The organism is Paenibacillus fonticola DSM 21315 (assembly GCF_000381905.1).
GTDB lineage: Bacteria > Bacillota > Bacilli > Paenibacillales > Paenibacillaceae > Fontibacillus > Fontibacillus fonticola.
The window spans coordinates 281,895-306,966 of record NZ_KB907246.1 but is presented as its reverse complement, the minus strand read 5'-3'; the positions used below and the strand labels follow the sequence as shown (position 1 = coordinate 306,966).

Genomic DNA, 25,072 nt, shown 5'->3' with positions numbered 1-25,072 from the left:
AGTGATTCTATATGATTTTTCATACACAACTCTGTATCTGACTGCTACGTGAGTGATTCTATACGATATTTCATACACAACTCTGCATCTGACCGCTACGTGAGTGATTCTATATGATATTTCATACACAATCTCTGCATCTGACTGCTGGGCGGGAGTTATAATCTCCTGATTACTTCAACTATTTGGACTGGACTGCTCCATCTTATTTCGGTATGCTATTCCCCCTCCTTCTCCTTCTCCTTCTCCCCCTCCTTCTCCTTCTCCTTCTCCTTCTCCTTCTCCCTCTCCTTCTCCTTCTCCTTCTCCCTCTCCTTCTCCTTCTCCCTCTCCTTCTCCTTCTCCCCCTCCTTCTCCCTCTCCTTCTCCTTCCGGAGTTCCTCCTCTTTGGCCGCTTGGTCCCAAATCGCCTGTCCTTCGGTCTCAATCGTCAGAAGCGCCTCATCCAAAGTCTTCTTCTTCTCCCGGACGAATGTCACTTCGCTATCGAATAATTCCCAGAAGCGTTCATTGAATCCAGGGGGCACATTTTCCATCATGACACTGCTGCCGAGCAGCGGCTTCAGCTTATAAAATGCCTCCAAATTATACCCCTGAGCATCCATGGAATCGTTCATCCGCGACAGAAGATTGTGATTCAACGTTCTGGATTTAATCCGCGCATAGTCCTCGCCGTGAACAAATTTCATGAATTCCCAGGCTTCATCGGTATTCGGCGAGCCGGCATGCAGGGAAAAAATACCGCCGAGCCAAATGTCCCGGGTCTGATCCGGTACGGCCGGATCGACCGGGCCAGCTGCCATCCCCACTTTAAATGGTTTGATACCTTCCACTGTATCCTGCACAACCTTCATATCCGACAGTAAAGCCGGGTCCCCCGACGTCATCGCTACCCGTCCCATCAAAAATAGCTGGCGCTGGTAGTAATCTCCCGACAGATCACTTGAAAGCTTGGTGTTAACATCGTTATATACAACACCGGACTCCCAGCCGTCGAGCGCCAGTTGGAGGACCGTTCTCCATCCGGCGGTGTTAATCGTGAGCTTCTGCGTTGCACTATTTTGCATAGTCAAACCGTAAGTCGGACTAATGGTATATACCCAATCCATCCAAGATAATGGCCGGGCTGCTCCATATCCGTATATCCGCGTTTCTCCATCCTCATCCACAGGAAAACGGCGGGCCGTATCGATAATATCCTGCCAGGTCATCCCGTCGTGCGGCAGCTCAACGCCATACTTTGCAAATAAATCCTCGTTATAATAAATAACGCTGCTTTGAAATGTGGGAGTCAGTCCATAAAGCTTCCCCTGCCCTTTTTCCTTCAACAGCTCAATTAAATTTGGAAAAAAAGTTTCCATGCTATACCGGTCACGCTTGATCAACGGCTCAAGCTCTGTCAACTTGCCATCTGCCGCTAATTGTTCAAACCGCGAAGTGTTCAGCAGCAGCACATCTGGCTGTTCCTGCTCCAAAAAGGCCGCCCATTCCTCAGCTGATGCATCGTACTGCTGCAAAAGCCGGCTGCTCACGACCTGAATGTCGATATCGGGATGCTTCATGGCAAAGAGATTTCCATATTGATAAAAAAAAGATTCCTCATCATGGTACATAACTTTGATTGTTACTTTTTGACTCATTGTTTTATTTCCTGGATTCCTTGTACAACCGGCCACGATCAGCAAGCAGCCCAGCATCAGCAAGAGCGCTTTGATGGTGATTTTCCTGTTCATATGTAACCTCTCTAACACGGTCTATTATGTTCTTCAATTAAAAAAGGGGAGCCTCGGCCCTATCCCTCATTACGAGGAATTAACACGCTGCTCCCTTGGCCAAACATACTGGATACAAACTACAACGCATCCCGCCAGCAAGATACCTAATGCCGCTATTCTCAGCGCCTTATCATAATGAGCCGTCAACGCCCCGACTCCGGATGAACCTGCTACAACCCCAAGAGAAAATAAGGCGTAAAATAGCCCGAATGCTCTTCCTTTGGCTTCCCCGCTAACATTGCTCAGCAGCAACGCATTTAAAGACGGAAATAACAAGGAGAATCCAAAGCCATAAAGGCCCATAGCCGCAAACATCGCAATCTGATGATTAAATAAAGACAGCAATAGCAGCGACAGCATGATGACTGCTCCACCGGAATACATTAGCACCAGCGGCGATACACGGTCAAACAACCGGTTGCTCGGAAGAATAAATACAATGATCGCCACTACGCCGAAGGTGCTCAGCATTAATCCGGAAATCTGCGCCGCAAATCCCAGCTCATCAACCTTTAGCGGTAACGCATAAGTTAATGCCCCCATGGCGAACATCAGTGAAAAAGCGCCGATATAGGATTGTACAGCCGTTCTCTTCCGGAGAACGGCTGCAAAGTCTACTGTAGAATGCGCAGATCCAGACTGCTGCTTACGGCTGCTTTGACTTGCCGGGGATTTCGGAACAGTAACGAAAACCAATAGTCCCCCCAAACCAAGTAAAACAGAGGTAGCGATAAATAAGGGATCCAGGCCGAGCCTTGCTTTCATAATGCCCGCCACAGCCGGACCGATTATAGCTGCAGCGCCAACCGCTGCCCCGGACAGAGCCATTGCTCTCCCCGGACGCTGTGCGGGTGCGAAGCGCGAAATTAAAGTAAAGGCGCTCGGAACTAACAAGCCCCCTGTCAGCCCATGTATCGTACGTACAATAATGAGGTGCGAGGGCGCGCTGACGAGGGGATAGAGCAGCATTACAGCTGCTGTCAGCATAAATCCCCAGAGTAAAATAGTTCTAGCACCATAACGATCAATCCAGAGGCCCGCGGCAATATTCCCGAACATATTCGTAAAAGAGTATAAGCCCACGGCCAGACCGATACCGAATGATCCGGCTCCAAGACTTTTGGCGAAGGGTCCCATCACGGGAAGCTGTATAAATAAGTCCAAAAAACAAATCATAACGATGCCATATAAAAATCGTTTCATTTATACATCCTTCCAATTTATTATCCCCAGCCGCAGCCTGAGCCGTATCATTCAACAAACAGTCCGGTCATTCAACAAAGCAGGCCGATCAATCAAACAGTCCCATCTTTCATGATCCTTAGGGTTCACATGATTAAATTAATTTTTTAGGATTCATATGATTAATTTTATTCTTAGGACTTACATGATTAATTTTCTGCTGTTTCCTCGGTGCTGGGCTCAGTTTCAGCCCCTTGTTCTGTGCCTTTTTTCGCTTCTTCTTCCTTCTTCTTGGCTTCCTGTTCCTTCACCGCCTCGTCCAGAGCTACCTGACCCTCGGCCTCAACTTTTGCGAGCGCTTCGTCCAGCGACTTCTTCTTCTCTTCTACCTGCTTCATCTCGGATTCTAGGATCGGCTGAAACTTCATGTAAAACTCGTTCGGAATTTTCTGCATTCCCGTATAGTCATTTGGCGCCGGCTTCAGCTTATAAAATGCTTGAAGATCATGCCCATTATATTCCGTTGAATAACCCATACGGGACAGCAGTCCGTTATTCAAACTCCGCGATTTAATTTTAGCAAATTGCTCGCCATTCACAAACTTGATGAATTCCCAGGCCGCATCGGTATTTGGCGAGTTGGCCGAAATAGCAAACACTTCGCTCAAATTAATGCTGCGCGACTTCTCCGGATCGGCCGAATCCGCAGGCCCAGCCACAATCCCAAGTTCAAATGGCTTGTAATCTTTTATGGACTCCGATGCTTGCTTTAATTCCTGAAGAACATAGGAATTGGCAACGGTCATCGCTACCCGCCCCATCATGAACGGTTGCTGCTGATAATATTCTTCCATCGTACCGCCTCTAAAACCATCTTCACTAGGTTTATAGATCGTCTTGGAATCGATCGCATCGATCGCGGCTTGATATATTTTCTTCCAGGAGTCTGTGTTCATCGTGACTTTCATTGAATTCGTATCAATGGATTCGACTCCTTCTGAAGAGGCAATCATCGAAGCGAGTTGATCGAAGGTAAAGCCCCCATAATTGGCAGCAAACCCGTAGATTCTCGATTTCTCGTCTCCCTCAACCGGGAATTGCTTCGCTAATTCCAGCATTTCATACCAGCTCATCCCGTCACGCGGCAGTTCAACGCCATATTTGGCGAACAAATCAGCATTGTACATAATGGCACTGCCATAGAAATTCGGCGTCAGGCCATACAGCTTGTTATCGCCCCGCTCCTTTAACAGCTCAATCAAAGCCGGGTAGATGGTCTCAATATCATACTTGTCCCGCTCGATCAGCGTATCCAGCTCACGTACTTTCCCATCGGAAATATACTTTTCCAGCTGTTCTACCCCAAGCATGACAATATCCGGCTGTTCCTTCTCTATAAAATCATCAAAAGCTTTGACGTAATCATCTTCAGGCCCAAGGTTGCTATAAATGCTTTGCGTACTAACGACTTCAATTTCGATATTAGGGTGCTGCATCGTAAATAAATCACCATATTGCTGGAAAAAATAATTTTCATCCCAGTACATTACTCGCAAACTCTGTTGTTCAGCTTCTTTGGCGCTTGGTTTACTAGTACACCCCGCTAACAGTACGAGACACATGATGAATAACAGCGCGCTTCTCATTCCTTTAATCGACATCTTGACCTCCAAAATTTGTATTTTCTCTATGTATAACGTATTTGATATGGAGATGGTTACATTTTCAAGCCGATTTGTTCAAAAAATCTGCCCGCGGACTAACTAGATACAACAATACCCCTCAGAGGGACCAGTGTCAGATGGGCCAGCGTCTGAGGGGTATCAGGTTTATTCATTCAATAATCGAATCAACTCGTTCTCATCCTCGATGACTGGGATGCCGAGCTCCTTAGCCTTCGCCAGTTTGCTGCCCGCCTTTTCCCCAGCGATGACAAGATCGGTCTTCTTGGACACGCTTCCCGTCACTTTGGCCCCAAGCGCCGCAAGCCTTTCGCTTGCTTCATCCCGGGTAAGCTGATGCAGCGTTCCGGTGAGTACAACCGTCTTGCCGGTAAAGAAGGAGTCGGTCACGGGCGCCCGTTCCTCCGGTGCTTTAGCTTCAACGCCCAATTCCAGCATCTTCTGGATCCCCGCCTGCATGAATGGATCAGCGAAAAACGTAACGATGCTCTCCGCGACAATGCCGCCGATATCCGGCAGGCTCGTAAGCTCGTCTTCCGTCGCTGCCATCACCGCGCCCAGATCGCGGAAATGATCAGCCAGCACTTTCGTTGTTGATTTCCCCGTATTGGGAATGCCTAAGGCATATAAAAATGCAGCCAGGTCCCGCCCTTTGCTTTTTTTGATCGCTTCAAGCAGGTTATTCGCCTTCTTCTCTCCGAAGCGCTCCAATGTAACGAGCTGATCGAACTTGATCGTATATAGATCCGCTGGCTCGTGAACATCCAGTTCCTCGAACAGCTGCTCCGCCGTCTTGTCGCTCAATGTCTCAATATCCATGGCATCACGCGAAGCAAAGTGCGTGATCCGGGTAACGATTTGCGGCTTGCAGTCAAAGCGGTTGTTACAAAATAAATGGGCGCCGCGCTGCTCCAACGGGAAGCTGCAGGCCGGACATTGATCCGGAACAACAATTTCGCCGCCATCCTGCTCGTCGGTCACTTTTCCGAGTATTTCCGGGATTACATCGTTGGAACGGCGTATAAACACGCGGGTACCGAGAGCGAACTTCAAGTTTTTGCGCTCGATATCCCCGGCATTGTTGAGCGTGCAGTTCTGCACGGTCACGCCGGCAAGCTCAACCGGCTCCACTTTGGCGAGCGGCGTGATTTTGCCGGTTCGCCCGACGTTCCACGTTACGGACTCCAAAATCGTCGTCGTCTCCTCGGCTTCGAATTTATAGGCGATCGCCCATCGCGGGAACTTATCCGTGTATCCAAGCACCTCGCGGGTTCTCATATCCGTCACCTTAACGACCGCTCCATCGATCAGGTAGTCCAGGGAATCACGGCGCTCCTGAATTTGCTCTAACGCCTCCATCACTAAGGCGAAATCGTCAAAGTACTCGATATACGAGTTCACTTTAAAGCGATTATCCTGCAGGAAGCTCATCATTTCGCGATGATCCGCGAACTGGATATTGTCGGAGTAGCCTACGTTGTAGAAGTAAGCGCTGAGCTTCCGCTCCGCCGTCGTGCGCGGATTCAGGTTGCGCAGCGCTCCTGCTGCGGCATTGCGCGCATTTTTCAACGGCTCTATAGCTGTTTCATTATATTTGGCCAAGACGGATAAATTCATGATCCCTTCGCCTTGAACCTCAATCGTCCCCTCGCGGTACGGAATCGTCAGCGGGACCGACTTAATCGTCTTGACCTGAGCGAGAATCCCTTCACCGACTACGCCATTCCCCCGCGTCGATGCCTGAACAAGTTTACCGTCCGTATAGGTCAGATTAAGCGTCAATCCGTCAAATTTCAGCTCAACGACATAGGTGGGGTCCGGAAGCGGAGTGTCTGGATTTTTGCTGTTATAGTCCCCGATTAAACGGAGCACCCGGCTGTTCCAGTTGACAAGATGCTCCTCGGTTTGCGCTTTGTCCAGGCTCCACAGCGGAGCTAAATGCCGGTGGGGCTCAAAGCCTTTAATCAGCTCACCGCCCACACGCCCGGTTGGCGAATCGGGAAGCACGATGCCCGTCTCAGCTTCAAGCGCCGTCAATTGATCGTACAGGGCGTCGTATTCTTTATCGCTCACCAACGGCTGATCCAATGTGTAGTAGTGATAGTTGTATTGATTCAATTGTTCAACGAGCTGTTCCATCTTTTGCATCGCATCCATATGCGGACACCCCTCCTAAGTCGCTATTGCAGCTTCATTAGCTTAGCTTTATAGTCCAATTTATATGATCCGTCCCTGCTAGCTTTCCTCGACTTTCGTAATAGGAGCAAATTCAGCGAGCAAACGCTTGACACCTACCGGCGCAGGAAAAGCGATCTGCAGTTCCATATTATTCCCAGTACCTTTAACTGATACTACCGTCCCTACGCCCCACTTGCCGTGCGACACTTTGTCGCCGGCGCTGAAGCCGGCGGAGCCGGAAGGCTTCGCGGCTGCGGCCCCAAGGGCGCCCGTTGTTACCGTCACGCGTCCAGACCCCGGGGCTCCTGCTCCGCCGGTCGTCATCGTGACGCGCCCGGGAGCAGAGGCTGAAGCCGGTCCGCCGCTGCGGTCCGCCGAGCGGTGACCGAAGTTGCCGCCTCTGCCGCCGCCAAAGCCGCGGCCGCTATAAGCGCCGCCGATGTCCGCTCCGCGGCGGTAGCGATCGCGGGCGATTTCGGTATCCTCCTTCAATTCGTCGGGGATTTCCTCCAAGAAGCGGGACGGAGCATTCGCCGCCGTCCGGCCAAAGAGCGTCCGCATTTGTGCGCACGTCAGGAACAGCCGTTCCTCCGCCCGCGTAATTCCGACGTAAGCGAGGCGCCGCTCTTCCTCCAGTTCCTCATTATCGAGGAACGCACGGCTGTGCGGAAAGACCCCTTCCTCCATGCCGATGATGAAGACGACCGGGAACTCCAAGCCTTTGGCACTGTGCATCGTCATCAGGACGATCGCATCTCCGGGCTGGTCTTCTTCCTCGTCGTTCATCGTATCGATATCGGAAATGAGCGCTAGGTCAGTCAGAAACGCAACGAGCGTCTTTTCTTCGCTATTGTTTTCAAATTCCATCGTTACAGAGAGGAACTCGTCGATGTTTTCCAGCCGGGAGCGCGACTCGAGCGTATTTTCATTTTGCAGCTCCAGCCGGTAATGCGTCATTTCCAGCAGCTTCTCCGTCAATTCCGTAACGGACAAAAATTCGACCATTTGATGCAGTGCGGCAATCATGTCGTAAAACTCGACAAGCGCATTTCGCGTCCGCCCGGAAAATCCGAGATCATCCACAGTATATAGCAGGCGATAAATCGATATTCCCCGTTCAGCGGCGGCTGCCGTCAGCTTGGCTACGGTGGTGTCGCCGATGCCTCTTTTGGGCACATTGATGATCCGCGTCAGGCTGATATCGTCGTCCGGGTTGGACAGCAGGCGCAAATACGCAAGCAGGTCCTTGATTTCTTTACGGTCGTAGAACTTGATGCCGCCGACGATTTGATAGGGGATGTCCGATTTAATCAGCGTTTCCTCAATGACCCGGGACTGCGCGTTCGTCCGGTACAGAATGGCGTGATCGCTGTATCTCCGGCCTTTTTTGACACTATTATGAATTTCCGACGTAACAAAAAAGCCTTCATCATGCTCTGAGCCTGCACGGTACACTTTGATTTTGTCCCCGTCGCCCTTGTCGGTCCACAGGTTTTTGGGCTTGCGGCCCGTATTTCGGCCGATGACGGCATTCGCCGCGTTCAGGATGTTCGAGGTAGAACGATAGTTCTGCTCCAGGAGAATCGTCGTTGCTTCCGGGTAGTCCTCCTCGAAGTTGAGAATGTTCGTAATGTCCGCTCCCCGCCAGCGGTAGATCGACTGATCGCTGTCCCCGACGACACAAATGCGGTGGTGCTTGTTCGCCAGCAGCTTGCAGAGCATGTACTGGGCGCGGTTCGTATCCTGGTACTCATCGACATGAAGGTACGAAAATTTCTTCTGGTAAAAATCGAGTACATCGGGAACTTCCTTGAACAGCTCGATCGTCTTCATGATAAGATCGTCGAAATCGAGGGAGTTGTTCTGGCGAAGCCGCTTCTGGTACATCGCATAGACTTTCGCGACGATTCCCTCGAAATAATCCCCTACCTTTTGCTCATACTGCTGGACGGTGATCAATTCGTTCTTGGCCGTGCTGATCATCGCCTGAACCGCCTTCGGTTCGAATTTTTTCGTATCGATATTGAGATCCTTCATGCAATTGCGAATAACGGATAACTGGTCCGTCGAATCGAGAATCGAGAAGCTTGAGGAAAAGCCAATCCGCTCGATATCCCGCCGTAAAATCCGCACGCACATCGAGTGGAAGGTCGACACCCAAATGTCTCTTCCTTCATGTCCTACCAGCTGCGATACGCGCTCCTGCATTTCCCGGGCCGCTTTGTTGGTAAATGTAATCGCGAGAATCGCCCAGGGCGGTGCTTTCCGGGTGGCGATCAAGTACGCGATGCGATGGGTGAGCACCCGCGTCTTGCCACTGCCCGCGCCCGCCATAATGAGCAGCGGGCCCTCCGTCGTCTCCACCGCCCGGCGCTGCTCGGGGTTGAGTCTGGCGACGGCTTCATGTATGTTAACAGGTTGCATAAAGATACTCCTTTCCTACTCCTTCTGTTCAGAACGCCTGACAGCCGGCCGCTGTTTAAACGTGCCTTTGCTTGACCGCAGCTACCGTCGACAATGCCTGCTCCAGATCGCTGTAAAGCGCGTTGCCGACAACAATCGTGTCGCAAGCGGCGGCAGCCATTCTGGCTGTACCGGCGTCTGTAATGCCGCCGCCGTAAAACAGCTGCGCATTTTCGAGCGAGCGGTGCACGGTCGACACCAGTTCCAGATCGCCGAGCACGCCGCTATACTCCAAGTAGACGATCGGCAGACGCAGCAGCCTGTCGGCAACCTGCGCATATGCGGCCGCCTCCGATGCTGTGAGGGAGGCATTGGCTTCCGATATTAGCGCGGCAGTGCATCCGGCGTTCAATATAATGTAGCCCTCGGGAACGACATCGTCCCACGGGATCAAATAGCTGTATTGTTCCACGGCGCGCGCATGATGGCCGATAATCCAGTCCGGATGCCTGGAGTTAAGCACCGTTGGAATCAGGTATAAATCAAACCCGGGAACGGCAGCCTCCAGTTCGGACACTTCCAATACACATGGAACTTCATATTGGCGGACACGGGACAACAGCTCTACCGTGTTGTCATAGGTAACGCCGCTCGAGCCCCCTACCAGGACGGCATCCGTACCGGACAGGCAAATCGCTTCGAGCGCCGCCGCATCCAGAGTTCGGTCAGGATCTAATTTAAATACATGCCGCCAGGAAGGGATCGATCGCTTCAACTTCATACCTCCAAACTTTACAGGCAGATCCGGCGCGCTATTTCCGCATGACCGGCACAAAAAGCGGGGCCCTGCCACATCGCCCCGCCTGCTGTTATTTCATCATCAAGGATGCTTTTTTTGTTGTATTTCATCGCTTCATTTCTAGTCTAAGTGACGAAGGATACCCTGTCAATGTTCGCATTGGAGGGGAACAGTTTTTCCAGTCCCGGCTCTGTGCTTCAACTAGGGTTATCCGCAGCGTTCCCGGCCAAAAAGTCGCTGTAGAACCCGTAAACGCCCATTTGTTTATACTTGGACATGACCTCTTCGTCGTTAATCGTATGAACATAAACGGGTATTCCCGTGCGTTTCAAAGAGGCGATCAGCTTCTTGCTGGCCCGGCCTTCCGACATCGTCACCGCAGCGATCCCGTTGTCCCGGGCAAAATTAATGACCTGGCGGTCGCTGTCCTGCGATTGATAGAGTGTATATATAATAGAATCGAACGCATAATATTGCCGGATTTGCTCCAGCATCGGCTGGTTATAAATTTGCGGCACGATCCGCTCAAGCAGTTGGGGGTCTTGCTGTTTGGCCCCCTCCACAATTTTTGCAAATATGCGGTCAATTTCTTCGGGCTTGATCTGTTTCGTATCTGTCACGATATATATATCGGGATATTTCACCATCAATTTTACAATGTCATCCCATAGCAAGGGTTCGTATCGTCCATCCACCTTAGCCTGCTTGAATTCGGCCGCTGTCCAGACCGCTCCATGCCGCTCCGCGGGGAGCTCCTCCTGCTGGCGGAGTAAGTTCGTAAAGAACTCTCCCCACTCATGGCGGGCGATCAGCACGTCATCCTGGCTGAGCAGGAAATCCACTTCAAATACGCGGGTTCCCTTCTCATAATTGGCTTCAAAAGCTTCCAGCGAGTTCGTGTAGGTCATTTCCTCAATTCCGCCCATCGCATGGGCAATCATCCGGTAAGCTTTAAAGCCCGTCAGCTCAAACGGTTCCGGCTTACTGAGGAAAATAAGCAGCAGCACGATTGCGAGCCCGCCTGCCGCCATCAGACTATATAACAGTTTGTTTCTCATGATCCAGCAACATCCTTTAGTGCTCTTTCGTTCAGCATGTTTTAAAAAATGCCCAAGCAGGTTTTTATTGGAACAATTCTAGGAAAACTCTAGGAACAGGGAGACCCCTGGAAACAATTGCAAGAACAATTGTGAAAACATTTTTGAAAACATTTCTGCCTCTAATAGGCATTTTTATTGACGAAGCCATGGAGGATCGTGCGGATAATAATTTTTATATCCAGCAGCATCGACCAATTTTCGATATAAAAAATGTCGTGCTGTATCCGTTCCTCGATCGACGTGTCCCCGCGAAGACCGTGCGTCTGCGCCCATCCGGTAATCCCCGGACGGACATGGTGCTTCACCATATATTTCGGCACTTCCTCCCGGAACTGATCCACAAAGTAAGGACGTTCCGGCCGGGGGCCCACAACGCTCATATGTCCAGCGAGCACATTGAAAAATTGCGGAAGCTCATCGATGCTCGTCTTGCGGATAAACGCCCCGAACTTCGTCCGCCGCGGATCGTTCTCGGTCGTCCATCCCGTATCAGCCATCCCTTCAGGCAGCACTTTCATAGAGCGGAATTTGTACATTTGGAACGTGCGGCGGTTCAACCCCATACGCTCCTGCTTAAAAATAACCGGACCCGGCGAGGTAAGCTTCACCCCGATCACGACGAACAGCATAACCGGGGAAGTAATGATAATGGCAAACAGGGAAAAAACAATATCAAAGGCACGCTTCACCAACCGGTTTGCCGCCATATCGAGCGGAATATCGCGCACATTGATCATCGGCATCCCTGCAAAATTATCGAAATACGGCCTGGCCGGCAAATAATCGAAAAAGTCGGGGATGATCAGCGTCCGGACACCAGCCTTCTCGCAGCAGGAGATAATTTTGGCGTACCGGGAATGCGCATCCAGCGGCAAAGCCAGCACCACTTCATCAACCAGCTTGCTTTCCAATATCTCTTCCAGTTGGTCAACTGTCCCTAGAATCGGGCTGTATTTCATGCTCTCACTGTCGTCCCATTGCTGATAATCGTCCAGAAAACCGATGATGTCATACCCCAGCTCCGGATATTGCCTTAAGTTGTCGTGAAATTTGCGGCCGAGCGAGCCGGCGCCTATGATCAGGACAAACTGCTTGTTATAGCCCTTCTTGCGCAGCTGCTTCAGCGAGCTTTTTACAAAATAACGGTAAAGCATAATAAACAATAAGTTGAACGCCATATAAATGGCCAGGTAGTACCGCGAAATATCGACCTGTTTCACAAAGAACATGAAGCTTAGCAAAACGACGAGACTCGTAAAATGCACCTGCATAATTTTGAGCACTTCGTCTGCGAACCGTTTCTTTCGTTTGGGTGAATAGAAGGAAATCAGTATGCCGATAAAAATTGCGACCGCTCCGTATATCAGGCTCCAGAAAGCATAGATTTCTATAGGAAGCGGCTGCTCGTATTCGATCAGGCCGCTCTCAAACTTGACCCACCAGGCCAGCAGGAAAGCGAGCTGAATAATTAAAAAGTCCGCTAAAATATATAGCTGGGTCAAGAAGCGTTGATTTTTGCGGATCATCGTCTCACCTCCATTTTACCGTTGGTGCCTTGCTGTGCTTGCGCCGCTGCTGCAGCCGATGCGGGCACCGTTCGCTCTGCCGGCTTGCCCGGCTTAAGTTTGTTGCTGACCAGGGATAACATGAATTTCACGGCGATGCCCAAGCAGACCGCTCCGTTCGTCAGCCACGAATACCGGCGCTTATAATGCTTGCGGTGAAATACCCACATCGCCCGGTGGAATTCGTAAATAATTTTGAAGGGCTTACGGCGGCTGCTCGCCCCTTTATAGTGAACAATGTATGTAGCCGGCTCGTAGTGAATGCCCCAGCCCGCTTCCTTGATGCGATAGCACCAGTCGACATCCTCTCCATACATAAAGAATGTCTCGTCCAGACCGCCGATTTGCTCGATCGTCTCGCGCCGCACCAGCATGAAGGCTCCCATCAGGCAGTCGACCGGATAAGCCTCGTCCGGATCGAGGTAGCCAAGCTGGTACTGGTTGAATTTCGGATTGTCCGGAAACAGCCGGGAGATGCCGAAGGCATAGTAAAAAGACGCCGAAGGCGTAGGAAAGCCGCGCCGGCAGGCTTTATCCAGCGAGCCGTCGGGCAGGATGATTTTACAGCCTGAAGCGCCGAGATCAGGACGATTGTCCATCAGGGACACCATCGTCTCTAGCGTGTTCGGCTGGACGATGGTGTCCGAGTTGAGCAGCAGGATGTAGCGCCCCTTGGCCGCTTCCATCGCCTGATTGTTTGCTTTTGCAAAGCCGGTATTCTCCTGGTTGGCCATGAGAACCACCTGGGGGAATTCATGCGAAATCGCCTCGACGGAATCGTCCGCAGAAGCATTGTCGACCACTAAAACCTCGTATTGATAGGCCGTCTCGGAATCGAACACCGACTGCAGGCAGTCCAGCGTTAAACGGCAGGTATTGTAATTTACAATGATGATGCTTAAGTCCATTAGAAAACGCGCCCCTGACAAAAATAGTAATCTATCGACATTATAACATAGGTAGGAGCGCTGACGACTGTTATTATAAGTTTGGGCTGTATATAGGAGCATTTCGAGCATTCTATCATTTTTTATCAAAAGGCCGACTGCTTTGGCGCCAAGGCAAAATAAAAGAGCCTGCCGAAGATCGCAGACTCGTGGTATAGTTTGGCTTGTACAACTGAACTTGGGTGGAATAGTATTGCCTCCGGATGGGGGTGATGCTTATGCAATTTTCGTTTTCAGAAGTGCTCATGCTTGGAATGTTTATCCTCGCATTGCTCACATACCTGAATAAACGAAAATAACCCGCCCAGGTTAGCGCCGAGGGAACGGGTTATTTCAAGCTTATTCTTGGAGGTATTCCACCCAAGTGTTGTACCGGGGAGGCTGTGGCGCAGCCTCCTTGTTCTATTGTTATCTTAGCATATTACAGTCTATACCTCAACATTGCATGAAATGGGCCGAAATTGCGTTCACGGAGAAACCCTTCCTATTTTTTGAAAAAAATAGACGTGATCATATTGTGGGATTTTTACGTGGGCTCGCCGTTCAAGATAAGCTCATTCATCCGCTTCTGCCACTGCGCATCCTGCCAAAACGGATGGTGCGGAGCACAGTTCGAGCACAGCACCATTCCCCAAAATCCGAGCTGCAGCGCTTTACGGATCGCGTACTCGGCGATAAATTTGCCGACCGGCCCTTCTTCAAAGTTTGTATAAAGCGGTGTATAGCCCACGTATCCTTCACCGATCACCACCGGGATGTCCTTCCGCTCAGCCCAGCTGCCGATTTCTTCATAACGCTGGTCCGTTTTCTCAAGCATGGCCACTTTATGAGCGTGATAGCGGTCGTACAGGAACAAGTCCCATTTGTCCGGGTCGGACCAATCGTGCAGGTAAAAGAGCCGGAGCCCTACAGGGTTGCCTTGGAGCCGCCACTCTTCTCCTTCCGGCAAACAATAGTCCGCGAAGTCGGGGGCGTCATCCCGCAGCAGCGCGGAAGCGGCCGCATTGGGAAACGTCCCCCCTTCACTGCGAATTCCTGTTGCATCCATCAACTCCTGCAATACGCCGTTTAGGTAAAGATGAAAGTGCGCGACTTGTACATTTGGGGCCACGTCGTCCTTGCTGTAGTTGCTTGCCAGCGTATAGCAGGCCGTGATCAGAATATCCCGGTGCGCATTGCGAAGATACTCGATCCCTTCCTCCACATAAGGACGCATCGATGCAATGAGGGCGGGGCCGTCATCGGACAAAATTCCCTGCTCCACGCCGACCTGCGCCAATGCGCCGAACTCCACTTCATTGTGCAGCTCCGCATAGGCAATTTGTTCCCGGTACCCGTTTTCCTTCAAAAAATCAATCAGCCGGCTCATCGCTTTTGCCAATGCCATGAAGCGGTTCTGCGGCTTAATTTGCTGGAGCTGCCGCGCAAGCTCCGAGGTCTCCAGAAAAGTCGCGCTCTGCTGATATTCCCACGAGGACAAGATCACGTAACAGCCGTGCGCCTTAGCCTGCCGGAACAGCTCCAGCAGATGCGCATGTCCATCGAGGACAGCACCGCCCTGACAATTATACCAGCGGGTGCGGCGGCCGATTTCCCCCAGGCTGCCGAAGCGAAGGGTCCCTGGCCTCTGTTGGCCGTGCTCATCGAACAGAAATAAGGGCATCGCGCAAATTCGAATCGTGTTGTAGCCGCGCTCTACCAGTTCCTTGAATCTGGCTGCCAAGTCGCTGTATGGCTCCCCCGGCTGCGTCATTGTATACCAGGAAAAGTCCCACAGCGAGATGGTCAGTCTGCGGGGAAGGTACTCCGGAATATTCATTTCGTCGCTATCTCCTCTCTTAGACAAGTTCATATAACGGTTGTAGATTATCCTTTAACGGCCCCGGCAGTAATGCCTTTAATAAAGGTTCGGCTGCCCAGCAGGAAAATAAGCAGCAGAGGGATCGTAGCCAGGCCAAGCGCAGCCATTCGTGCTCCGTAATCGGTGCGGTGAACGATGCCCAGCGTCGAGACAAACAGCGGAAGCGTAAACCATTTCGAGTTGTTGATCGTCACGAGCGGGAGTAAATAGTTATTCCAAGACCATAGGAAGACCAGCATGGACAGCGTCGAAAGTCCCGGCTTAATCAGCGGCATTACGATTTTGAACAAGATCCCCGGCTCGGAGGCGCCGTCGATCCGCGCACATTCCAAAATTTCGTTTGGCACCGTATCGCGTACAAATTGAATCATGAAGAAGGCGCCGAACGGCCAGGCGCTCCAGGTCAATATGACCGGCAGCAGCGTGTTACCGAAGCCGAGATTCCGCATTTCGATAATGTAGCCGATCAGCCCGACCTGCGCCGGAACCATCATCGTAATGATGATGAAATAATTGAGAAATTTCCGCATTTTAAATTGAAATTTCGCTACAGCATAGCCGATGAACGTACTCGTCGATACCCCCAGCAGGACGGCGGAAATGGAAACGATCATACTGTTGGCGTAAACGCGGAAAAAGTCCGTTTGCAGCACCGTCTGCAGATTGCTGAGAAAATAATTGGAAGGCAGCAGCGGAATCCCTTTAAAAATATCCTCCGAGTAATAGGTGGACATCATAATCATAACGTAAAACGGGAACAGCGAGATGACTGTAATGAGACTTAGAAAGCCCCATTTCAAGATTTTCATGCCTTCTCCTCCTTTCCTGCGCTCAGGCGGTAGCTGATGATCGAGAACAGCACGATGATCAGGAACAAGGTGTAGGCAATAGCCGAGCCGTAGCCGAATCGGGTTCCCGTAATAAATGAATCGTTGACGAACTTCCAGATCACGGTTAGGGCGGCGTTGTCCGGGCCGCCGGACGTGCTGGCCGTCCATCCGCCATACAGCAGCTTCGGCTCATCGAACAGCTGCAGCCCCCCGATGATCGAGGTGACGATCAAAAAGACGGTTATATTTCTCAGCAGCGGCAGTGTAATTGTTCTAAAGGTATGGGGCCCTGTCGAACCGTCCATCCGCGCCGCTTCATAGATATCCTGAGGAATCGCGGTCATGCCCGCCAAATAAATCGCCATAAAATAACCGAGGTTGCGCCAAATAATCATCATGGCAATGATCACGCGCGACCACCATGGATCCATCAGCCAATAATTTCCTTCCTGCAGCCAGCCAAGTTTGAGGAACAGCATATTGACGATTCCCGTTTGCCAGTCGAACATAAACGAGAAAATGAAGCCGATGGCGACAGGCGTAGTAATGTAGGGCAAAAAGTTAGCTGTTTGCATCAACATCCGGCCCTTCGTCAGGTTAAAGACCAAATAGGCCAGCACCATGCCGAGCAAAATCATCATCGGCACGGACATCACCATGATCACCAGGGTATTGAACAAAGATTTGTAAAAGAGCGGATCCTTCGTCAGCAGTGTAACGTAGTTTTGCAGACCGACATAGGCTTTGCTGCCGATGCCATTCCAGTCGTGCAAGCTTAAAAATAACGAATAGATCAAGGGATAACATTGAAACGCAATGTAAAACCCGACGAATGGCAGGGCAAAAATATACGGCCAGACCGTAAGATGTTTCCTTCTCTTGTGCAGCCCGACGCCCGGCGGCGTTTCCGCAGCAGTGTTCGTCTCCACGCGTGTTCACTTCCTTCCTCATACAGGAAAAACGACTGTCGGCCGGAAAAACAGTCTATTGGCCGACAAGCCAAACTGTTTACCTAGCGTAATTTACCTAGCGTAAATCAGTTCACTGTTGCTTCAGGCGCCATATTTTGTACTTCGCTTTTCAGCTTGGCCAGCGCCTCGTCCAAACCGATCGTCTTATCCTTCATCCACAGCGGATACAACGAGTTATAGGCGTTTTGCACGATGGAATGATATTTGGTTTGCGGTTCCGCTTTCACGGTAGGTACGATTTTTTCATAAAACGTTTTGTTCAGGTTCTGTCCGGCGAAAAATTTGTCGTACTCCGTACCGGCGTCAATCCAGTCCATATGCTTCTCAAAAAAAGCTTTTGTGCCGGCCATATTGCCCAATTCTTTGTAGCTGACCGCCATTCCTTCGTCTGACATATAGGCAAACTGGATGTAGGCCCAGGCGGCTTCTTTATTTTTACTGTCTTTATACACTCCGATGGCCGTGCCTCCATACGTATAACTGCCTTCAGGAGCCGGAATTAATCCCCATCTTCCTTCGCCATCCTGGTCATTGGCGGCAATGTTCCATTTGGCCCCCCAAGGCGCCATCGGATAGAAAATGTTGTCGCCTTTGGCGAACGAGGCATTCCAGCCAGGCGTATAGGCTTCGTATTTGCCAAGAATGCCGGCATCCCTCATTTGAAATACAGTACCGAGCGGCTGCTGCAGCCGTTGCGTCAAATTAATCGTATTGCCTTCTACGTACGGGTTTGCCGTTTGCTCGCGCAGGATGCGGTACGCATCGTCGAAGCTGGCGAACATGGTCACCTCGCCGCCGCTCTTGTCCAGCACTTCCTGGCCCTTCTCGATGAAGGCGTTCCAGTCCGGGAACAGCGCAGCAACCGCATCCGGATCGTCCACGCCGAGGTATTCCTTGGCCAAGTCTCTCCGGTAAGCGAGACCGGCAGGTGTAATCGACTGGTCTACGCCTACGAGCTCGCCTTTGGAATTGAACATAATCGGCGGCAGGTAATCTAGCAGCTCGTTACGCGCAAAGTTATACGGAGCAGCTTCTAGGTTGTCGAGAATGTCGAGGTCGAACAGTTGGCCCCGATAGTTCATTTCGCCAAGAATAACGTCGGGAACGTCGGAGCCGGAGGCGATCCCGCTCTGGATTTTCTGCATATAGTCATTGTTGTTGACCACGGTATATTCAACTTTAATGTTCGGGTACGCTTTGTTGAATTCCGGAACCATCTTTTTCAGAAATGCTTCGTCCCAGTCCCATACCTTAATCGTCCCACTCAGTTCGCCAGATGAAGCTGAAGCATTCCCCCCGTTTGCGGGAGCACTTGATGCGGTTCCGTTTCCTTTCCCGCTTCCTTTTCCATCTCCACCGCCGTTAGCGCCTCCGCTCCCCGCACAGCCCGCAATCAGCATTATGAATGCCAGCAGCAGTACAGTTACGGCGAGAGGCAGTCTTTTGATTTGGTTCATTGCCGAACCCCTCCTTAGTTTTGGAATCGCTTACATTTAAATGATAGCGCTTCTATCCTTTTGAAAAAACAAAACGATTCGGCGATTTTACTCATCATCCGGTGGTTTTTACAGAAGTCGCGGCTTGTTCTGGCATGTAGGGCAGACGAATGGCAACTGCGGTTCCTGATCCGGCCTTGCTGTCGATCTCCATGCCGTAGCCCTCGCCGAAATGATAAACGATGCGTTCCGCAATGTTGGAGAGGCCAATGCCCTTCTTCTTGGGGCCGGCAGCTTTTTGCCGGTTGCGTATTTCATACCATACAGCGGGGTCCATCCCGATTCCGTTATCTTTGACCCGGATAAACAGCTCTCCCCGCTCGCTGGCTGCGGCGCTTATCTCAATGATTCCATCTTCATCAATGCCATGAAACAGCGCATTTTCCACCAGCGGCTGAATCATCATCCGCAGGACGGTGCAGCTGCGCAGCTCTTCGGGAATATCCCATTCCAGCCGAAACCTTCCAGGATACCGGTACTGCTGAATCAGCGCGTATTTGCTGACCAGGTCGATTTCCTCCTGCAGCGTACAGAAGTAGGCCTCTTCCCCCGTTGCAATCGCATCCTGTAAAATATCAATAAAGGCTTTGGTAATGACAATCGTATCCTGGGTCCGCCCGGCATGGGACAAATAGATGACGGTATTTAGCGTATTGTATATGAAGTGCGGGTTAATTTCGGACAGCAGCAAATTCATTTGCACTTTCCGCTTCATCTCTTGCTCATGCAGCGACGACTTCATCCATAAATCAAGGTCCTTCACCATCTGGTTGAACCCTGCTCCGAGCTCCTCCATCTCGTCGCCGGTACGGAAGGAGACGCGCGCGTTCAGTTCCCCGGCTGAAACCCGGCGCATGGCGCGCGCCAGTTGAGAGATCGGCCTCGTAAATTTGGCGCTGACCGGGGGAATGACCGCCAGTGCAAACAGCAAACTGGCCAGCACAATGAGCAGATAGAAGAGCAGAATCGGACGTATTTTTTCGTACAGCCTGCTTTTGGAAAGTGTCGCCTCAAGCTTCCAGTCTCCGTCCGCAGCGGCGTACTCCAAAGGGATAACCTCGCTGTGCTCCTCTGCGGTCGGCGTTATCCCGCCAGAAGCTCCGTTATCGCTGTCATAGAGGATAATGCCCTCCTTATTCGTGAGAACGACGCGCTTAAAATCTTCCCGGATATCCTCAAACACTTTCTCCAGCTCGGAAAGCTTTAGATCAAAGACGAGAATATAAGGGGTATCCGCGCTGGGATCCTCCCAATTTTTGTAGGCCATGATGTAGCTGATGACTTGCTGTTTTCCGTTAATGTAACTGAACTCATGAGGTGCCGAAAAGCGGCTTTGGCTGCGTCCTGCCAAGAAAGGCTGAATCCACTCCTCCCGCAGGTAATTGTCGTAATAGCTTTCGTAGCCGCTATAGTTGGAAAACACCTCCCGGTCCGGCCGGATAATCATAATATTGAGCAGGCTTGAATCGAGAGCAGCGAACCGCTGCAGCTGCTGCTGGACTGCGACTTTTTTGTAATAGCTATCCTGAAGGCTGTCCCCTTCGCGGTGAACGATTTGGCGGTTGATCTCTTGGGAGACGATGACGGTGTCCGCCGCTCTCGCAAGCCGGTCCTTCATCCGCGTGATCGAAGAGGACGTTTGCGCCAATTTGGTTCCGTTGTCGCGGACGGCTTGGTCACGGACGATTTTTGTTACGTAAGTAAACGTAATGTAACTGCTGACAATTAATGAGACGGCGACGATCAGCACCGTGCTGGCGATCATTTTGCCGCGAAAATTCAGTTTCAGCTTCAGCTTCATTCGGCTTTCTCCCTGTTCTCAGCGTAATCGAGCGGATGCATCCCGGTCGTCTTAAGAAAAATTTTGCTGAAATAATGGCCACTGCGGTATCCCACCCGGTCTGCAACCTCATATAGCTTGTAGCGCCCTGTGCTCAAAAGCTGTTTGGCTTTTTCCATCCGGTAAGCCGTAACATATTCAAGCAGTGTTTGTCCGGTTTCTTCCTTGAACAGGTGCCGCAAATGGTCGCCGCTGATGCCGATATACCGGGCTATCGATTCCGTATTCAAATCGGTTTGGTAAGCAGCGGCGACATACTGGGCCGCCTCCCGCACCTTCCTGGAATACCGGGAAGCCGGCTGGGCCTGGAGTGATTGTCTGATCAACCGGAGCAAACCTTCCTTGGCACCGGCAGCGCCCCTCCACTGCCCAATTGCAATTTCGCCATGCTCCAAAAGCGTTTGCAGCGGCTCCATATGGTTCTCCTTACGCAAGCGCTCAAGAAGCGCAGCGCTCTCTGCGCACACCGCAAGCAGTGCTTCGGCGTCTTTTTCCCGCTCCGCACGTTCAAAAGCCTCCGCGATGATCCGCAGCATGCCGTCCTCGTCGCCTGCGCCGTTTGGTACGTTTGCTCCGTTTGCTTCGTTTACTCCGTTTACTCCGTTTGTTTCATCTACTTTGTTCACTCCGTCTACGCGCTTTACTTCTTCCTTCCCTCTGTTTGCGCCATTTCCTCTGTCTGTTCCGTTGGCTCCAATGACTTTATTTACCCCGTTGACTCCCTTTACTCCATTGATTTCCTTTACTCCGTTGAATCTCTTTTCTACATATGCGCCGTCTACCTTTCGTGCCGCTTCCAACTGGTATGCCCCGCCGTTTTTCGGCGAAGCGGATGACCCGCTCCCAGCCAAATCCGGCGCGATTAGCGGCCCAATGCCCGTAAACCAGCGAAGCTGGAGCCGCTGCAACGTTTGAGCATGAATGGACGGCAGCTCCCGCAGATCGGTAAATGAAGGGGAATAGGAAATAAACACCGTTTCATTTGAATGGGCAGCCTGGTACGCTTGCCTAAGCTCAGCCAACGCTTCGTATTGTGCTTCCGCAGCCTTTAGCCTACTATTTGGCGCCCGCTGCATCAGCAAAACGCCTTCCTTTCCCTCTTTACGATAGATGGCCCCCGCCCAGGCAACCGTTTCTTTAGAAAAACTTAAATCAGCCAGCGGCTGAAGGGCTGTCCCTTCCTCCTCCTGCGCAAAGACCGGAACTGTATTGCCCGCAGCGAGCACAGCGTAGGTGAAGCTGCATCCCTTCAGGCGCATTTGCTCCATCCATCCATTAAGCTGCGCCTCCCCAGGCGGCAATCCATCTATCGTCTCTTTAAGCGATTGCCGCAGCTGCTGCGCTACCCTTGTCTTATCCCGCCAAACTTGCTGTTTGACCGCCAGAAGCTCCCGCATTAAGTTTTCCGGTTCAAGCTCATGCTTGACCAGGTAGCCAGCAGCCCCGAATTTCAGCGCCTCCTTTACGTAATCGAATTCTTTATAGGAGGTCAGCAGCAAAATCCGGCAAGGAAGCTCCGCGGCGACGATCCGCTTACTGAGTTCAATACCGTCCATCATCGGCATTTTAATGTCCGAAATAATCAGATCCGGCTTTAATTCGGCAATTAACGATAGCGCTCTTGCCGGTCTTGTCGACTCCCCGGCAATTTCAAAGCCTGCGGCCCGCCAGTCGATCATGTTTTTTAAATGCTGAATCGCCAAAATTTCGTCGTCGACGATAACCGTTTTGAGCAAATCCTCTTTGCACAGCCAATCCATTTGGAGACCTCCTTCTCTGTTCTCTGCAACTGATGAAAATGAGCCTATCATCCCTTCATAGAAGATAGGGTGTAGAGTGAAAACAAGGAACCCGGAAAATCACGGGTTCCTTTATTATTCGGCGTCTTATGTTTGGATACCTACGGAGCTGGGAACAGAGAGGAAACAGCGGTAATGCGGCACTGCGCGAATGTTATTGATGTGCGCGATTTCTTCCCCTTCGAACCGCTCCACCAAGGCTTGGTTCACAAAAGTGACGGCCTCTCCTTTGCGCAGCGGCGTGATAGCAAGATGAAGCTCCGCATCCTCCAGCGCAATCCGGAACTCCCTTAAGCCAATCGTCCACGATTCGCCATAATGGATATGGTCCGTAATCATCCGGCCATTCAAATAGGCACCGGCGACATCACCCTCATAGTCGATTTCCAAAAACACGTCCGCCACCTGGTCAGGCCAGTCGGGATCGATCCGTATCAAGGCATGCTTGGACAGAGAGGGAGATGAAGGGTTGGATGAAAAGTTGGACGAAAGGTCAGATGAAAAGTTAGATAATGGGCTAAACGAAGCCTTGAATGATGAAGTGGATGAAGGCTTGGCCTGCTCCGGTGCATACTGAAGCTTCGGTTCATATTGCGGCACCTCTACCTCAAAAGTTTGAAACAGCCCCGTCCTTTCTTGTTCATGTTCAAGTATACGTTTCTTTTCGTCTGTCTCATCATATTCCTTCACAGAACCGGTACTGGCCTGTACTTGCTCCGATAACGGCGGACAGATTGCCACCTTCCAGCGATTCCGTCCCGGGGAGGTGCACACCAGGCCCCCGTTATGCACATATAAGTGGCTTTCACTGATGATTAGCCGCTGTTCGCCCCATAAGGGCAGAAGGTAGGACTGCAGTGCTTCCTGGCGGGACAAAACGACGATGGACACACATCGTCCGTCCGCCGATGTCACGCTTACGGAATACTCCATTCCGACAGCTGGGCGAATGACCGTCACCGCCGCCCCCTGCTCCATTGTCCCTCCTTGCAGACGAATGTGCTGTACAGAATCGTTGTCGAGGACGATTTCCGGCTCCAGTCCGTCCGGGGCGAAAAAGACGAGCAACGTCGCTTCGTTTAATTTCAGCCTGGTAAGCGGCTGAACGGTGGCGGAACGGATCATGAGGCCATCTACCGCAACCCTGAACGGGAGGATGCAGCTTAGTCCGCTTTTTACAGTCATCACGCCTTCCTGCGGAAAAGAGATGGGGCCGTGTGCCGTACGCAGTTCAATCCTTACATTTTCATGATCCGGCATCTCGATATGATCTTGAAAATTGTTAATAAACATAAAACCCGCTTCTCCCTGCTGCCGAACGCACCAGCGTAAAGCTGCCGTATTTCCCGGTTCCAGCCCGTCCTGCCCTTCCGGCAGCACGGTAGCCATCGGCGCCAGTTCCTCTCCGAACGCTTCCAAAAATGCGGCAACGAGCCGGATACGATCATACGACTCACCGACCCGTCCGAACTCACCGAGGGGCGCCTGATAGTCATATGTCATCTTCGGAAGTCCTTGCTCATTTAAATAAGTGTATTTCCCTATAGGGTTTGTCCCGCCATGATACATATAATAGCCAAGCAGATTGCTGCCGCTAGCGAGTTTAACACACGTCATCGCCTCGATGCTTTCCGGGCTGACGAGCGGCCTCGCTTTATAGCTGACCTGCATCCCGCCCGCCATCTCGCAATAGGCTACGGGATACTCGATGCTGTCGTAAGCGACTTCCTCCATCGGCGAAACGTGCAAATCGCGGAAAATATATTCGCCGCTCGGCGGCTGGTTAGGAATCCAGGGAGTATACGCATAGCCTGCCAGCATCGGCAGCGTGTCCGTATCCGGGACGGCGGCCCCTCCCCAGGCCGTAGCAGTATAGAACAGCGGGCGCATGCCCGCCTCTTCCGCCAGCCGCCGCAGCTCTGCCAAATGAGCATTGCCGCCTGTGCCGCTGGACATAAATACGCCCGGCTTGTAGCCCCATGCGTCCAGTGGAGCACCGCAATGCATAAATTCATTTTCCAGTTGTATGCCGATGATCGGCCCGCCCTCACTAAAGAAAGCGTCTTCAACTTGACGGGAAATCTCCCGGTAAAGCCGCCGCACGTACTGCAAATACAAGGCATCGTTGGAGCGGATTTCGAGCGGCTTAGTGAACACCCAATCCGGAATGCCGCCGTTGCGCAATTCACCGTGGCAAAAAGGCCCGATCCGTAAAATCAGCGGCAGCTCAAGCTTCGCGCACAAGTCTACAAAATGCCGCAGACTGCGGCTCCCACCCCAATCGAACCGCCCCTCCTCCTCTTCGTGAAAAATCCAAAACACATATGTGGCCACGATTCCGATTCCGCCCGCCTTCATTTTGAGCAATTCTTCCTCCCACTGCAAGTAAGAAAAACGGGCATAATGGAATTCACCGACAACCGGAATGTACGGCCTCCCATTTCGAGTCATATAAAAATTCGTAAAACCCAATTGCTCGCCTTGCGGGCCAACGCCGCCATTCTCCCCCAGCTTTCCCGGGCCAATCATTTTGTCGCCGCCATTCAGCTCAATCCATTTTAACAAATCAAGAGATTCGTGTCGCATGCCCTATTTCCTCCTTTGGACTTACCGTGATGAACGGATGCCTTCTTCCCCGAGTACC

The 25,072-nt window shown here is 51.5% G+C and carries 16 protein-coding genes; all 16 read right to left on the bottom strand.

The window, feature by feature from the left end:
• Positions 1-218: 218 nt before the first annotated feature.
• Positions 219-1,733: an ABC transporter substrate-binding protein gene (locus G358_RS29385; protein ID WP_051107632.1), complete on the bottom strand. Its 1,515-nt coding sequence runs from the start codon at positions 1,731-1,733 to the stop codon at positions 219-221.
• Between the two features lie 69 nt (positions 1,734-1,802).
• The gene (locus G358_RS0102990; RefSeq protein ID WP_019635727.1) at positions 1,803-2,978 is read right to left on the bottom strand and encodes an MFS transporter; all 1,176 of its coding nucleotides are present in this window, start codon (positions 2,976-2,978) and stop codon (positions 1,803-1,805) included.
• A gap of 188 nt (positions 2,979-3,166) precedes the next feature.
• Positions 3,167-4,618 (bottom strand): ABC transporter substrate-binding protein, encoded by a 1,452-nt coding sequence (locus tag G358_RS0102985; protein WP_019635726.1) that lies wholly within the window; start codon positions 4,616-4,618, stop codon positions 3,167-3,169.
• A 168-nt stretch (positions 4,619-4,786) separates the two neighbouring features.
• Complete coding sequence (gene ligA, locus G358_RS0102980) at positions 4,787-6,796, bottom strand: NAD-dependent DNA ligase LigA (RefSeq protein ID WP_019635725.1); 2,010 nt, start codon at positions 6,794-6,796, stop codon at positions 4,787-4,789.
• A 78-nt stretch (positions 6,797-6,874) separates the two neighbouring features.
• Positions 6,875-9,241 (bottom strand): DNA helicase PcrA, encoded by a 2,367-nt coding sequence (gene pcrA, locus G358_RS0102975; protein ID WP_019635724.1) that lies wholly within the window; start codon positions 9,239-9,241, stop codon positions 6,875-6,877.
• A 55-nt stretch (positions 9,242-9,296) separates the two neighbouring features.
• Positions 9,297-9,995, bottom strand: coding sequence for a heptaprenylglyceryl phosphate synthase (gene pcrB, locus G358_RS0102970; RefSeq protein WP_019635723.1), 699 nt, complete (start codon positions 9,993-9,995; stop codon positions 9,297-9,299).
• 221 nt (positions 9,996-10,216) lie between these two features.
• Positions 10,217-11,077 (bottom strand): phosphatidylinositol-specific phospholipase C/glycerophosphodiester phosphodiesterase family protein, encoded by an 861-nt coding sequence (locus tag G358_RS0102965; RefSeq protein WP_019635722.1) that lies wholly within the window; start codon positions 11,075-11,077, stop codon positions 10,217-10,219.
• 161 nt (positions 11,078-11,238) lie between these two features.
• A complete protein-coding gene (locus tag G358_RS0102960) occupies positions 11,239-12,645 on the bottom strand; it encodes an undecaprenyl-phosphate glucose phosphotransferase (RefSeq protein WP_019635721.1) in 1,407 nt (468 codons plus the stop codon).
• Entirely contained in the window at positions 12,642-13,592 is a 951-nt protein-coding gene (locus G358_RS29380; RefSeq protein ID WP_019635720.1) for a glycosyltransferase family 2 protein, read from the bottom strand. Before G358_RS29380 ends, G358_RS0102960 begins: the two co-directional genes overlap by 4 nt.
• A 565-nt stretch (positions 13,593-14,157) precedes the next feature.
• The gene (locus tag G358_RS0102950) at positions 14,158-15,450 is read right to left on the bottom strand and encodes a cellulase-like family protein (RefSeq protein WP_019635719.1); all 1,293 of its coding nucleotides are present in this window, start codon (positions 15,448-15,450) and stop codon (positions 14,158-14,160) included.
• Between the two features lie 47 nt (positions 15,451-15,497).
• Complete coding sequence (locus tag G358_RS0102945) at positions 15,498-16,301, bottom strand: carbohydrate ABC transporter permease (protein ID WP_019635718.1); 804 nt, start codon at positions 16,299-16,301, stop codon at positions 15,498-15,500.
• Positions 16,298-17,251 (bottom strand): carbohydrate ABC transporter permease, encoded by a 954-nt coding sequence (locus G358_RS0102940; protein WP_019635717.1) that lies wholly within the window; start codon positions 17,249-17,251, stop codon positions 16,298-16,300. The genes G358_RS0102945 and G358_RS0102940 overlap by 4 nt, the downstream gene beginning before the upstream one ends.
• Before the next feature lie 107 nt (positions 17,252-17,358).
• Positions 17,359-18,750 carry an ABC transporter substrate-binding protein gene (locus tag G358_RS0102935; protein ID WP_019635716.1) on the bottom strand — a complete coding sequence of 464 codons (1,392 nt, stop codon included), beginning with the start codon at positions 18,748-18,750 and terminating at the stop codon, positions 17,359-17,361.
• Between the two features lie 94 nt (positions 18,751-18,844).
• On the bottom strand, positions 18,845-20,590 hold the full coding sequence (locus G358_RS0102930) for a sensor histidine kinase (protein ID WP_019635715.1): 1,746 nt from the start codon (positions 20,588-20,590) through the stop codon (positions 18,845-18,847).
• A complete protein-coding gene (locus tag G358_RS0102925) occupies positions 20,587-22,389 on the bottom strand; it encodes a response regulator transcription factor (protein ID WP_019635714.1) in 1,803 nt (600 codons plus the stop codon). Before G358_RS0102925 ends, G358_RS0102930 begins: the two co-directional genes overlap by 4 nt.
• 126 nt (positions 22,390-22,515) lie before the next feature.
• Positions 22,516-25,014: a beta-galactosidase gene (locus tag G358_RS0102920; protein ID WP_019635713.1), complete on the bottom strand. Its 2,499-nt coding sequence runs from the start codon at positions 25,012-25,014 to the stop codon at positions 22,516-22,518.
• Between the last annotated feature and the right edge of the window lie 58 nt (positions 25,015-25,072).